General features: G+C 66.8%; 13 protein-coding genes. 1 reads left to right on the forward strand and 12 read right to left on the reverse strand.

Going from position 1 to position 12,225, the window contains the following annotated elements; genetic code table 11:
• Nucleotides 1-17 precede the first annotated feature (17 nt).
• Nucleotides 18-898, forward strand: a protein-coding gene (locus tag PXH83_RS07700) for an IS5 family transposase (RefSeq protein ID WP_274562716.1) whose coding sequence is annotated in 2 segments (ribosomal slippage) — nt 18-375 and nt 375-898 — 882 coding nt in all. Because the reading frame shifts where the segments join, the coding sequence is not laid out codon by codon here.
• 19 nt (nt 899-917) lie between these two features.
• On the opposite strand, the gene PXH83_RS07705 is transcribed toward PXH83_RS07700, so the two are convergent.
• The 12 genes from PXH83_RS07705 to PXH83_RS07765 form a co-directional block, all read right to left on the reverse strand.
• Nucleotides 918-1,757: an aminoglycoside phosphotransferase gene (locus PXH83_RS07705; protein WP_274558125.1), complete on the reverse strand. Its 840-nt coding sequence runs from the start codon at nt 1,755-1,757 to the stop codon at nt 918-920.
• Nucleotides 1,758-1,857: 100 nt separating this feature from the next.
• A complete protein-coding gene (locus PXH83_RS07710) occupies nt 1,858-2,238 on the reverse strand; it encodes a hypothetical protein (RefSeq protein WP_274558128.1) in 381 nt (126 codons plus the stop codon).
• Nucleotides 2,239-2,791: 553 nt separating this feature from the next.
• Nucleotides 2,792-4,330, reverse strand: a complete 1,539-nt coding sequence (locus PXH83_RS07715; protein ID WP_274558130.1) for a terminase large subunit domain-containing protein — start codon at nt 4,328-4,330, stop codon at nt 2,792-2,794.
• Nucleotides 4,330-4,866, reverse strand: coding sequence for a hypothetical protein (locus PXH83_RS07720; protein ID WP_274558132.1), 537 nt, complete (start codon nt 4,864-4,866; stop codon nt 4,330-4,332). The genes PXH83_RS07715 and PXH83_RS07720 overlap by 1 nt, the downstream gene beginning before the upstream one ends.
• Nucleotides 4,867-5,520: 654 nt before the next feature.
• Nucleotides 5,521-5,982, reverse strand: a complete 462-nt coding sequence (locus tag PXH83_RS07725) for a hypothetical protein (protein WP_274558134.1) — start codon at nt 5,980-5,982, stop codon at nt 5,521-5,523.
• A 71-nt stretch (nt 5,983-6,053) separates the two neighbouring features.
• Complete coding sequence (locus PXH83_RS07730; protein ID WP_274558136.1) at nt 6,054-7,499, reverse strand: methyltransferase domain-containing protein; 1,446 nt, start codon at nt 7,497-7,499, stop codon at nt 6,054-6,056.
• Complete coding sequence (locus tag PXH83_RS07735) at nt 7,496-8,158, reverse strand: ParB N-terminal domain-containing protein (RefSeq protein WP_274558139.1); 663 nt, start codon at nt 8,156-8,158, stop codon at nt 7,496-7,498. Before PXH83_RS07735 ends, PXH83_RS07730 begins: the two co-directional genes overlap by 4 nt.
• 281 nt (nt 8,159-8,439) lie before the next feature.
• Nucleotides 8,440-8,886 (reverse strand): hypothetical protein, encoded by a 447-nt coding sequence (locus PXH83_RS07745; RefSeq protein WP_274562988.1) that lies wholly within the window; start codon nt 8,884-8,886, stop codon nt 8,440-8,442.
• A 297-nt stretch (nt 8,887-9,183) separates the two neighbouring features.
• Entirely contained in the window at nt 9,184-9,366 is a 183-nt protein-coding gene (locus tag PXH83_RS07750; RefSeq protein WP_274558142.1) for a hypothetical protein, read from the reverse strand.
• A gap of 292 nt (nt 9,367-9,658) precedes the next feature.
• Nucleotides 9,659-10,486 (reverse strand): class I SAM-dependent methyltransferase, encoded by an 828-nt coding sequence (locus PXH83_RS07755; protein WP_274558143.1) that lies wholly within the window; start codon nt 10,484-10,486, stop codon nt 9,659-9,661.
• Between the two features lie 178 nt (nt 10,487-10,664).
• Entirely contained in the window at nt 10,665-11,816 is a 1,152-nt protein-coding gene (locus tag PXH83_RS07760; protein WP_274558146.1) for a ParB/RepB/Spo0J family partition protein, read from the reverse strand.
• A gap of 148 nt (nt 11,817-11,964) precedes the next feature.
• Nucleotides 11,965-12,147 (reverse strand): hypothetical protein, encoded by a 183-nt coding sequence (locus PXH83_RS07765; protein ID WP_274558148.1) that lies wholly within the window; start codon nt 12,145-12,147, stop codon nt 11,965-11,967.
• Between the last annotated feature and the right edge of the window lie 78 nt (nt 12,148-12,225).

The raw sequence follows: 12,225 nt of genomic DNA on the forward strand, positions 1-12,225 counted from the left end.
GGCTCGTTGGCATGCCCATGGGGCGGGGAGATCTCACAGGCAAAGAGTGGGCCAGGCTGAAGCTGCATCTGCCGAAGTCCGGGCAGCGTGGGGGGCGTTGGGGCAGCCATCGCAGGATCATCAACGGGATCCTGTACCGGAACCGGACCGGGGTGCCGTGGCGGGATCTGCCTGCGCGTTTCGGCAAGTGGAAGACCGTGTACGAGCGGCATCGGCGCTGGTCAGCGGATGGCACGTGGGACAGGCTCTTCGCGGCTGTCCTGGCCGATGCTGACGCGGAAGGCCGCATCAACTGGTCGATGGTAAGCGTGGACTCCACCTCCTGCCGGGCCCACCAACACGCCGCCGGAGCACGCAAGAAGCCTCCGCGGCTACTGGGAAAAGACGCGCGCCCCGGCAGCACCGCCCCGACGAGGGACTCGGACGCTCCCGGGGCGGCCTGACCTGCAAGATCCATCTCGCGGGTGAGGGCGGGCGCCGCCCACTGGCCCTGCTGATCACTCCGGGCCAGTGGGGCGACGCCCCGCAGTTCATCCCGGTCATGGAGCGTGTCCGTGTCGCCCGGCTGGACGGTGGGCGTCCCCGGACTCGGCCTGACCATCTCGGCGGAGACAAGGCGTATTCCTCCCTCCGCAATCGTCGCTACCTGCGACGACGCCAGATCAAGCACACAATCCCCGAACCGAAGAACCAGCGGGCCAACCGCCAGCGCAGAGGCAGCAGGGGTGGTCGGCCCGCCGGCTTCGACAAGACGATCTACAAGCGCAGGAACGAAGTTGAGCGAACGATCAACGCACTGAAGAACTCCCGGGCCGTGGCCACGAGATTCGACAAGCGCGCCTACATCTTCCACGGCACCGTCACCCTCGCCTCGATCAGACTCTGGCTCCGCCCATGATCCGCCGTTCGGACGCGTTCTAGAACGTCGCCAGCTTCCGCACCACAACGTCGGCTGCCCTTACATAGCGATCCGGCTCGCCCAACTGGGCCCGCCCCAGTGGTCCTGCGCTCTCGCTATGCGCGACGAGCCTGAAGATCAGTGCACGGACCAGCATTTGCAGCCAGTCAGGGTGACCGCTGCCAGCCGTCAACAGGTCAGACGGGAGGTCGAACCACAACAGGCCGTCTGCAACCACGATGGCCTCGGCAAATACCGGGGGCCGCCAGTATGGGGAAAAGTCGATCACAACCGGCGCTTGATCCACAGCGAACAGCACATTGCCCGTGAGATCGCCGTGGATGAGTTGAGCTGCGTCCTGCTTCACCGGGCGCCTCAGCTCCAGCAGGGTCGAGAACGGTGTGGCGAGGTCGTCAATTACGTCGATGGCCTGCTCGCCCCACGCGACTCGGTCGGCCACTGCCCAGGGATGTACCTGCCGGTCAAGGAAGTCGGGCCGCGGCAACTCTCGCAGAGCGGTGTGGAAGGCGCGGCCGGCGCTGAGCACACCGGTCCAGTGCCCCTGCGGGCCAGGTTGACCGGTCAGGAACTCACTGGCAGTCCAGCCGTCCACGACGCTTCGCCCGTCGGCGGCCCGCAGCGGCAGCGGAACGCGGAAGCCACTGCATGACGCCAGCTCCTCGAACAAAGAAGCCGCCCACTCGACCTCGTTGTCAGGGCCCTCAGCAGGCTTGAATACAAACCCGCCGATGAGAACGCTTCGGCCCTGCCCACCGACCAGCGGGACAGCCGACCCCTTCACACCGAAAGCATCAAGGACGGCAGGGGCTGGGACGGCATTGCTCGGCAGCTCAGTCACGCCGGGCATCCTGCCGACATCACCTTGCCCAGCGCACCTTGTTTTCGCCCAGCTGCCCCATCCTGCACACAGGCGGCCGACAAGATCCGTCGGACAGGCCCTAGGGCTCGGGCATCTCGGCCTCCGCTACGGCGTCCGCGTAGCCGGGGGTGCCTGGCGTAGGGAAGGTCGAGCAGATGCTGATGAAGGTGTCCTGAGCTCCGGGCGTCTCCTCCTTCAGCCCGAGATCGGACCACCGCGTCTTGCACTCGTCCTCGGTCGGTGTCGATGAGGAGCGCGGAATGCCGTACGAGATCTTCTGCCGCTGGATAGACAACGCCTCGCGACTCCCCAGTTGCCCAGCCTCTTTCAGGTGGGCATAGTGCGCGTCGCGCTTCTCCTCGAAGGTCGGCGACGGCGCTGGCTTGGCACAGCCGCTCAGGCTCGTCACCAGCAGTGCGGTCGCGCACAGCGCGACTGGCCATTTCCCCCTGGTCCCCATGATCGGGAGGCTAACAGCGTGCGGGCCGGACCGTTTCTTGATCGGGCCGTTTCGGCAACGCCCGTCCACAGGGCGGTGGATATCCACAACTCCCCGACAGCACGAGGGCGTCTCTCGTAGTGTGAACAGCTGGGTACACCGAACTCCCTCGCCTTCTCGGCAGGTTGTACACAGGCACCGTTTGCCGAGAGAAGGTGCCGTGAAAGTGAGGAGAGTTCGGTGTTACGAGGAACGGGGAAGCGACGTCGTCCCGATCCGCCCAGTGATGGGAAGTACGGTCGGCTGACTCTGTGGGCCTTTGTCCAGATCTTGATCTGGCTCATTGACCGCTAGCCAACCGACCGTCTCCCGGCGACACAGCAGGACCTGCTTCCTACGGCGAGGGTCCTCTGCGTCTCAGTCGGGCTGCCGGTTCGCCGGTGGCCCGACGCCACACTCATCGTTGGGCGTCGCATTCTCGCCCTGGCCATGAAAACCGAAGGCGCTCACGGCACAGTTTTGAAGGTAGCGCAGAAGGTCGCGCGAGGTGACCACTTAGATGACATCTAAGTGGTCACCGTCTGCCGTCGAACCGATCGTCGTGAGTGCTGGCGGGCAGGGTATCCAGCTGGTCGGGGTCGGCGAGTTCCGTCAGGCCGTGTACAGCGGCGTCCATGCGGTCGGGGCTGTCCATGCCTTCGACCCAGGTAACCATCTGGTCTTCGAGCTCGGTGTAGTCGCCGACGTGATGGACGAGCTGCTGTTCGTAGAGCTGAGCGACGGGTGCAGCGCGAAGGCGCTTGCCGACCTTGGCGGTTACCTCGAGGACCATGGGCATGAGCAAGCCGCGGGTGATCCCGTCGCGGCGCAGTTGCTCCCATGCCTGAGTAATGACCTGGCGGGCCATGTCTCCGCCGTAATTCTTCTCGACCACGATGGCGTCGGCTTTGAGCTCCAGCGCAAGACGGCAAGCGGCGAGGCCCCAGTCGTTGGCGCCCATGGAGCCGGAGCGGTCGGCGAGCAGGTAAAGATGGCGGTCGAAGTCGCGGCCGACGCCGATGATGCCGGTTTCGTCACCGACGGTGGACTCTCCGCCGGCGGGGTCGACGGCGACGACGATGCGGGCCATGTCGAGGCCGGAGAACTGGACGGCGTTGATGCGGGCGCTGTCGATCCATGCGCGCTGCCATACGCCGCCCTCCGGCGGGCGGGGCTTTTGCATGTAGAGCGCGCCCCATACGCGTTCGCCGACGCGCTTGCGGGTCTTGGCGTGGTGGGCCGTGTCGAAGCGTTCGGGCCAAAGCGGTTCGCCGGCGGCTCGGCCGAGGGGGTCGTCTGGGGAGTCGGCGAGGGCTGGCAAGTCGATGACTCGCCAGGCGTCGCGTTCGGTGGCGAGGATGCGTCCGGCGAGGTCGTCTTCGTGCCAGCGGGTCTGGATGAGGCAGATCGCTCCCTCTGGTTCGAGTCGGGTCTGCAGGACGGAGGTCCACCAGTCCCAGGCGCGTTTGCGCATGGTCGGGGAGTCGGCGTCGGCCATGTCCTTTACTGGGTCGTCGACGATGGCGATGTGCGCGCCGCGTCCGGTGAGGCCGCCGCCGATGCCTGCTGCGAGGAGTCCGCCTTCGCCGCCGTCGATGTCGAAGCGGTTGGCGGCGCTGCTTCCGGGCTTGAGGTGGATGCTCAGCTCGTCGCCCCAGGTGATGAGGGCGTCTCTGATCCACCGGCCGTGGTCGTCGGCCAGGTCGGAGGAGTAGGAGGCGATCATCATGCGATGGCCTGGGTTGCGCCGCAGGTACCAGAGCGGTGCCCAGCGGCTGGCCCGTCGGCTTTTGCCATGCCGCGGGGGCATGGTGAGCATGACGCGATCGGCTCGCCCCTCCGCCATGTCGATGAACGCTTGGTCGATCAGGTCGAGGTGCGGGGCCTGCATCTCGCGGCCGCCGGTGAGCACGGCCGCGAGCGCACCCGGCGACCGGTCCATGGCTATCTGCTTCTCAACGCGCACAAGCTGGCCCCGCAGCTCGGGTGAAGCCTCGGCGGCGATGGCGCGGCGCTGAGCTGCGGGCAGCGTCCGGTAGTGGGCCAGGAGTTCGCTGTGATCGCGGGCGGGCATTAGGGCGCGTCCGGGGCTGTGAGCGCGATCAGCGCATCGAGCTCGTCCGCCGTGGCGTGCTCAACGTGGACGGGCCCCCCGCCCGGCCCGGACAGCTCGGCCTTGGTCGGCTTGTCGAGGCCGAGGAGCCGCGCCCTGCGCTCCATGATGCGAAGCGTCCGGTCGATGGCGGTGAGGTCCTGGTCGCGGACGGCCTTCTTGTACGCGACGAAGAACAGCCGATCCAGACGATCGGCCTCCAGCTGTCGCATTTCGTCGACGTCGGCGTTCAACTCGGTGCGCCGCTCGTCGAGGGCCTTGCGGACGTCACGACAGGCGGCGTGAATCAACGCCTCGTCTGTGGGCGGCTCTTGGCCCTTCTGGTACCGCTCGATGCCATAGCCCTGGGGGTAGGCGACGCCATCGGAGTTGATCGCGGGGTCGGCGGCCAGCTTGCGCGCGATGGTCAGCCAGTCCACGCCGGCGAGGCGCAGGTCGATGGCGTCCGAGCGGCGGCGTGCGATCGCCGCACGCTTGGCCTTGTCGGGGCGTCCCACGGCGGGGGTCCTCCACAGCTCGGGTGCGCCCCCGCGCCCGGAAACCATGATCGCACTAGCCAAGAGGGCTCGGCCCTGCCCCGAGGCGTCGGCTCGCGTTCTTGAATCCGCCGAACGAGACCTGTGGGTGCGTTATCGTGCTGGCAACAAGTCGGAGTCCAGGGGCAGCCAGCTTTTCAAGCGGAAGGCTGCACTGGACTCGCGTTACTGATGGACCGAGCGGATCCGGTGACCTGCTCAGCCCGTCAGCAACGCATGGACAGAGCGAACCAGGCTTGCCCAACGCTCCGGGGAACCTGCAAGACCTGAGTTTCCAATCGCCGGCACGGAACTCAGTTCAGCCACTCGATGTGGCCGAACTGAGCGTGCCCGCGCAGTTCGGCCTCAGCATGAAAGGGAAGCCGAACGGTGGACTCGACTGTCGTCCTATGGATCTTGGCGTGGGCCGGAGTGCTGTCTGTCCTGCTCTGGGTTGTCCGGGGAGTCTTGGACCAACTGCTGCCCGTGATCGACTCCTGGCGCCGCCTGCGTAATGCGCTTCGTGGGAACGGCGACCCCCCGGACCATCCCGAGAATTCCGCCGACGAAGACTCTGAAGCGCAGGCTACGGCCGGGAGCTCGGAGCCTGAGTCTGGCTCCGAGCCAGAGCGGGCATCACAGCAGTGACATCTGCTCGCCCTCGTCCGGCCGTCGAGGCGGCACGTACTCCGGTGGGGCGTCCGGCGCGTTGCGGTTCTGCCGCAACCACCAGGCGAACTGGTAGTTGCGGCAGGTGCGGTAGCGCATCGATCGGCGCAGCGGCTCGTCTTCGGGGATGGAGTGTTCGCCCCAGCCGGTGATGGGGCGGGCGTTGGTGAGGCTGACGAGGAGGCCCGGTACGAGTGCCGGGCCTTCCCAGTGTTCGCCGGCGGCGGGCTCGAAGGCGAGGTGCGCGTTGGCTGCCCAGTTCCAGGGGATGGGGAGCGCGCACAGGTACCAGGCGAGCGGCGGGTTGGCGACGGAGAGGTTCACCGTCTGGTTGCGGCGGGCGGGGTCGACGCGGGGCCGGTCGGGTTGCCCGAAGGCTCGCAGGCAGTGCTGGTCAAGAGCAATGTCTCGTATCCCTGCCAGCCACATGATTCGGTACTGACTTCTCGCCTGTATGCGCACTTGCATTTGGTCCGACATTCCGCGCCTTTCGCTTTCCGTCAGCCCATTCGGGCCGCATTTCTTTTCAATACCAATTTTATCAAATTTCCCACCAATTCCAGATGTCGCCCATGCCGGAAGTCATTCGGATAAGGCATATTGAATTCCTCTTCGAATGCCTTCCGGTAATCGGCTTCGGGTAGCGGCAGCGGGGCGCGACAAACGGCCTTGATGTTGGAGCCGTGGGGGTCGCTGACCTGGACGTCTCCGAAGTACCGGCGCAGGAGGGCTTCGAGAGTGGCGGGGGTGTGGAAGCGGAGTTTCTGCCACTTCCCCTTCACGAAGTTCATCTCGACGTTGTCCTCGTCGAGGAAGGACATGCGGGTCGTTGCGGCCTGAGAGGTGACGCGCTTGGCTTGCTCGTCGCGGAGTTCGCGCTCCAAGTTACGAGTGCCGAGGCAGACGACTCCGTCGGCGGCGCACAGGGCGTTGACGGTGGTGAGGACGTGGTGCTGGTATTCGAGGCTGGTGGTGGCGTTGATGACGGAGTCGAGGACGACGACTTCGTACAGGCCGTTGGCGCGCAGGTCCCTGTCGATGTCGCGGATCATGCCGACGACGGCTTTGATGTCGACGGCGTACGAGCCGGGGGTGCACCGGTAGGGCTCGTAGTCATGGACGTTAAAGCCCTTGGCGCGGAGGTGCTTGGCGTAGTCGCCGTAGCCAGCGCCGAAGTCGACGACGCGGTGGGTCGGCTTGAGCCAGGGCACGACGAGCTGGTCCCAGGTCTCGGACCCGTAGGACAGCTTGCCCTGCTTGGCCTTGGAGGAGAACTGTCGGAGTCGCTTCGGCTGGACGATGTGCTGGTTCCACACCGGGGCCTTTTCCTCGATCGCGGACCAGTCGTACACGCCGTATTCGCCAGTGAGGTCGGCGTGGAGCTGCGCCGCTTCCGAGGATGGGACAGTCCAGGCGAGGATGTCGAAGCGTGAGGCTGCGGCGACGACGGCGTACTCGGCGTTGAGGACGATGCGGCCCTGGTCGTCGATGACGACGCTGCCCCACGGGCCGTGGCCGGCGGTCATGTGGCCGATGGCGTTGATGAAGGACAGGTTCTTGCGGTCGGCGACGCGAATGGTCTGCCAGGGAATCCATGACCAGGTTCCAAGGTCGCCGGGCTCGGCGTACACGACCGACGCTTCGGTCTCGACGCGGTTGTGCAGAAGGTTGAACTGGATCTCGTCCTGGAGCCGGACTTTGGTGCCGAGCATGACGGCAGGGGTGTGGGTCAGGCCGATGGCCTTGAGGCCCTTGGTTCGCTGGTGGCCCGCGACGAGGGTGCCGTCAGCGTTGAGGATGACCGGCTTGACGACGCCGTGGCGGCGCAGCGATGCCTGGAGGCGCACGAAGGCGTCTTCGCTGAGGCGGCGCGGGTTGTAGTCAGCGGGGCGCAGATCGTCGAGCGGGTACGCCTCGTGGAAGGTGGTGGTCGGTCCACTGTTCATGAGGTCTCGGTCTCCTCGTGGGCCTGCTGGAGGAGGTGCCAGCCGAAGCCGAGGTCGCTGTTGGTGTCGTCGACGAACTGGCTGTAGATGGCGGTGAGCGTCTCAACCTCTTCGGATGTGATCCGTACGCGGGTGGTCGACCACTGGAGGTAGCCCCACTGGAGGTAGTCGACGGTGGCTGCGGCGCCGGTACCGGCGCCGTCGCTGGGAAGCGTGATGGGCTCGGGCAGGCTGTTGTCGTCGAGCAGTTCGTCCAGGGAGTCCTGGTCGTAGCCGGTGCCGTTGAGGTCGGGCAGTTCGGCGAGGATCTCGGCCAGGAGCGCGGTGTCGTATCCGGCGAGGTCCGAGGTTCGGTTGTCGACGATGACGATGCGCGCGGCTGTTTCATCGTCCACGTCGACCCACGTGGCGGCGATGTGCTCCCAGCCGAGTTCGGCGGCGGCCGCGTAGGTGTGATTGCCCGCCAGGATTTCGTTCGGGCGTCCGGTGTGGGTGCCCCGGTTGACGACAATCGCCTTGTACTGGCCGTTGACGGTCAGGCTCTTGGCGATGGCGGGGATGTCGCCGTTTCGGGGGTTGCGGTGGTACGGCTTGAGGTCCTGGGTGGGGACGACGAGCGACTGAAGGTCCTCGGGGATGTTGGCGGGCGTCGCGGTCACGTGGCGGTTCCCTCTGTGTAGGCCGTTCCCCGCGCCCTACCGTCGTCCACAGTAGACGATCACCTGGTGGCCTCCGCTCGTGCGAACCCTGCCTGGTGGAGATGCGTGCTGTCGCCGTCTCTCTCAGGCTGGGGGTATGGCGCAGGCACCGGTGATCGTGTTTCCGCCCCTGGGTGACGGCGGTAGACGCGTCACGATCGGGGGCGAGAAGGTCGGGTTGGCGAAGGGGCGGGGGGACCTGATGGAGTTCCTGCGTCGCGCCGGTCTCGATCCCGACAGCGTCAGCCTTGAGGATCCGGGGCTGATCGAATGGCGTGGAGGCGGCCCTGACGAGTGGGGCCCGGCCGCTGGGCAGGGCTGACCTCGTCCAGAAGCCGGTCCAGGGATGCGCTGTATGCCTCGGCGCGGGATCGCTGGTAGTCGGCATCGGTGGACAGGGCAGTCGGTGTCTCCGTGGCGCCGCCAGTAATGAGGAAGAGGTGCTGCCCCTCAGGCGTGGCGGTGTCGATGGCATCGATGCGGGCGGCGACGGTGGGAGCCGGGGTCGGTATCAGCCACTCGGCTGGCTGTCGCGTTGCCTCCTCAGTACCGGTGGCCGGCTGAGCGGCCTGTATGAGCTGCTCAACCCCTGCACGCAGACGGGCGGCTTCGTCAGCTGTGAGCGCACCGCCCTCCGCCCGGTCGATGAGGTTGCGGATCTGGTCGGCCGTCACAGGGAGGTTGGTCATCGAGTTCTCCTGCGGTGTTGCATTTGCACGATCCCTGCTACGACGCAGGCAGGAACGTGCAGGACGAGGATGGCGTAGAGGAGGGGCCACCCGCCTCCCACGACGATGAGGGCCCATACGGCTACGGCGGTGGCCGCCACAAAGAGGGCGGCCACCGCGAGGCGAACGAGGCTGATCACCGGTTGTTGCACCCGCAGATGCCTGAGGGGAGACACCAGGAGTCGCAAGCTCGGCACCATATGGCACCCGGAACGGGCGGGGTGCGCTCAGGGCTGGGCTGCTCGGGCTTGGTAGTGCTCATGCTGCGCGTCTCCTGCGTGGTCGGCATACGGCTTGCTCGATTTCGGCGATGCGCTTTTGCACCGCTTCCGGGTCCGGCTTCGGCTTCAGGCGCTCGGGCAAGTGCCCGTCGCGCTCTTGGAGCAGCCGGAGGTACAACTCCAGGTCTTCGGGGTCTCCTTGGAAGTCGCCCGCGTCCATCTGGCTCCTTGTGCACGGGAACCCGCCCCCAGGAGAGGGCGGGTTCGGTCGTGGTCGTGAGGTCTGCGGCGTCCGGTGGTCCCGCGTCTGGGTGCGGGACCGGCGCCTGACGGGTAGGGCGCGGGGGATTTGCCACCCGTCAGGCACCGAAGGGATGCCGCATGCCACGGCGTGTTGGCGGGCCGGTGCCTCGGCTAAGGCCGTTCCCGATCAACATCGCGACCGTACCACTCTTCAGAGTTGGGATCTATCTTTCGATGGGATCACCCCCGCGCCCGCCGAACGGACGGGCCTACTCGAGGCTCTCGAAGGGGGGTGTGCCGCAGCTGTCTGTGTCGTCCGGTGCGAACAGTCCGGTCTGCATGGCCGCAGGTCTTGTGCTGAAGTGCTCGGGCCGTGCGCGAGCCCAGTTGCGTGGTGGTCGAGGCGGAGGGAGCTGGTCGCGGACGGGGAGGCGCACGAGCACCGTCCGCATGGACGTTCCCGAGTGCTTGAACGCCTCCTCCGGCAGTTCGTCGATGGTCCCTCGCGCCTCCCTGATGCGGGCTCGGAAATCGGTGCTGACCTTGTCGTTTCGGAACGTGATCCCGGCCGACATGACCGCGACGACTAAGCCGCCCGGCTTCACGAACCGTTCGGCGCGGATGACGTGCCGGATGTCCTGCTGGTTGGCGAAGGGCGGGTTGAGCAGGGCCCGTTCGTAGCTTCTGGTCACCGGCTGCTGGAGGAAGTCTCCGGTCGTGACGCTGCGGGAGTAGCCGCTGGCACGCAGGTACTCCGCGCGGTCGGGGTCGATCTCGATGCAGTCGACGACGGCCCCGAGGTCGGCTGCCCGTTCCGCGATGGCGCCCCTGCCGGCTGAGGGTTCCAGCACCACCATGCCTGCCGCGAGTTCGGATGTGGCCAGGAGTTGGTCGACCACGAGTGGCGGCGTGGGGAAGAAGCCGCGTTCCGCGTCGGTGGTGACTTCGCCCGTTGCGAGGAGGCCAGCGATGGCCTCGGCCGCGTCGACCGGGAACAGGTGGGCGCCCTTGTGGCGGTTCCACACGCCTCCGACGGCACTGAGGGCCAGGTTCACCCGCTCGTACAGCTTGCGTTCGAGCTGCCCTTGAATGGTCATGGCCTTGCCGTTTGTCTCAGCCGCGCGAATGACAGCGAGGACATCGGTTTCTATCCGCATCGGTGTATCCCTTCGGTCGTCGTCTGAGGCGAGTCGTCGCCCTTCGTGGACAGGGCGGCCTGTCGCCGCAAGGGGCGGGCGGCCAGCCGGGGTTCGGCCGCCCGCCCTGCGGGGGCGGTCAGGCGGAGGCGAGGGCGGGCTCGCGGTCCTGCGCGTCAACCTCTTCGGCGCCTTCACCCTCCTGTTCGGCGTCCGGAGCCGCGTCGGCCTGCGGCTGCCCGGGAGCGGCCTCGGGCTCCGTGCTCTCCGGGGACTGCTCGCCGCCTTCTTCGTCCTGGGCGCTCCCGCTGACGTTCGCCTCGTGCGCTCGCGCCGCCTCGGCGAGGTCAGGGGCCTGGGCGGTCGGGCTTACGACGAGCTCGGCGGCGTCGGCGTGGGCCTTGGCCTGGCGCAGGTTCCAGCGGGCCTTCTGGACCGCTTCAGCAACCCGGTCGATCTGCTCCAGGCGGGCACCAACCTCACCCTCCAGGTGGCGGGCGAGGTCCTCCGCCTTCATCTTGCCGATGTCGGCGAGCAGGCCGCAGATCTGCTCGATCCGGTCGAGGTCGGTGCGGGTCTTGGCGCGGGCCGTGCTCTGCGCCGCCTTCTCCTCCGCACTGACCTCCTCGACCTCCACCATGGACTCCTGCTGCGCCTTCTCCTGCTTGCGCATCGCGTAGGCGACGTGGATCAGCTGGTTGTCGCTGCCGTTGAAGTCGCCCTTCTTCCACTTGTCGAAGAGGTTCTTCTGACTGTCCCGGCTCAGGGCGGCGGCCTGAACGGCCGCGGCGGTGCCGATGTGGCCGTCGTCGACGGCCTGGGCGAGCTCGGGGCGCAGGTCGAGGAGCGCCAGTCGCTGGGTGACGTACGGGGTGGACTTCTTGAAGTCCTTGGCGACGGACTGGACGGTGGCTCCGTCCTCCAGGTCGAGGACCTTCTTGTACCCGCGGGCCTCCTCCAGAGGCGTCATGTCGGCGCGGGTGATGTTCTCGGTCATGGCGCGCTTGAAGGAGTCGAGGTCGGTGATCTCCTCCTCACCCTGCGGCAGGAGGACCTTCGCCTCGATGGTGATGTTGCCTGCCATCTCATTGGCGCGGTAGCGGCGCTCGCCGGCGACCAGTTCGTACCCGGCTTCCCCCTGGAGCTTGCGGACAACGACCGGCTGAAGGAGGCCGTACTGCTTGATGGAGTCGGCCAGCTCCTGCAGGGCAGTCTTGTCGAACTTCTCGCGGGGCTGGCCCTCGTTGCGGCGGATCTGGACCATCTTCAGGGCGGCGTACTTGTGCTTCATGTCGGTCTCCAAGAGGTCTGTCGAGTGGGGACCCTCCCCCCTCTTCATGCTTTAATTCTATATGCATTGTGAGTGGGGGTCTAGATCTCTAGGAAAGTTTTTGCTGGTCAAACGCCTGGGGCGGACCTCCAGTTGGAGGTCCGCCCCTTCACCCGCCAAGCCCCATCGCTAACGCCTCGGAAGTCGACTCCTTGACCGCATCGATCTTGCCCGGATCCACGATCGCGAGCGCCCCCAGGGCGGCGAGTGCAGCTACATCACCAAGCTGCGCATACTCCGCCCCTCCGGCTTCCTCCAGCACGGCACGCACCCGTTCCGGATCTACGATCACGCTTCGCCCTCCCCGGCCCGTCCGGCCTCTTCCCCTGAGGACACTTAGGTCCCCGCACACACAAAGTTGCGGCACACC

Source organism: Streptomyces spiramyceticus, from assembly GCF_028807635.1.
Lineage (GTDB): Bacteria > Actinomycetota > Actinomycetes > Streptomycetales > Streptomycetaceae > Streptomyces > Streptomyces spiramyceticus.

Coding starts and splice junctions, on each gene's coding strand:
- PXH83_RS07710 (WP_274558128.1), bottom strand. CDS start 2,238: ATGGGGACCAGGGGGAAATGGCCAGTCGCGCTGTGCGCGACCGCACTG.
- PXH83_RS07715 (WP_274558130.1), bottom strand. CDS start 4,330: ATGCCCGCCCGCGATCACAGCGAACTCCTGGCCCACTACCGGACGCTG.
- PXH83_RS07725 (WP_274558134.1), bottom strand. CDS start 5,982: ATGTGGCTGGCAGGGATACGAGACATTGCTCTTGACCAGCACTGCCTG.
- PXH83_RS07730 (WP_274558136.1), bottom strand. CDS start 7,499: ATGAACAGTGGACCGACCACCACCTTCCACGAGGCGTACCCGCTCGAC.
- PXH83_RS07745 (WP_274562988.1), bottom strand. CDS start 8,886: ATGACCAACCTCCCTGTGACGGCCGACCAGATCCGCAACCTCATCGAC.
- PXH83_RS07750 (WP_274558142.1), bottom strand. CDS start 9,366: ATGGACGCGGGCGACTTCCAAGGAGACCCCGAAGACCTGGAGTTGTAC.
- PXH83_RS07755 (WP_274558143.1), bottom strand. CDS start 10,486: ATGACCATTCAAGGGCAGCTCGAACGCAAGCTGTACGAGCGGGTGAAC.
- PXH83_RS07760 (WP_274558146.1), bottom strand. CDS start 11,816: ATGAAGCACAAGTACGCCGCCCTGAAGATGGTCCAGATCCGCCGCAAC.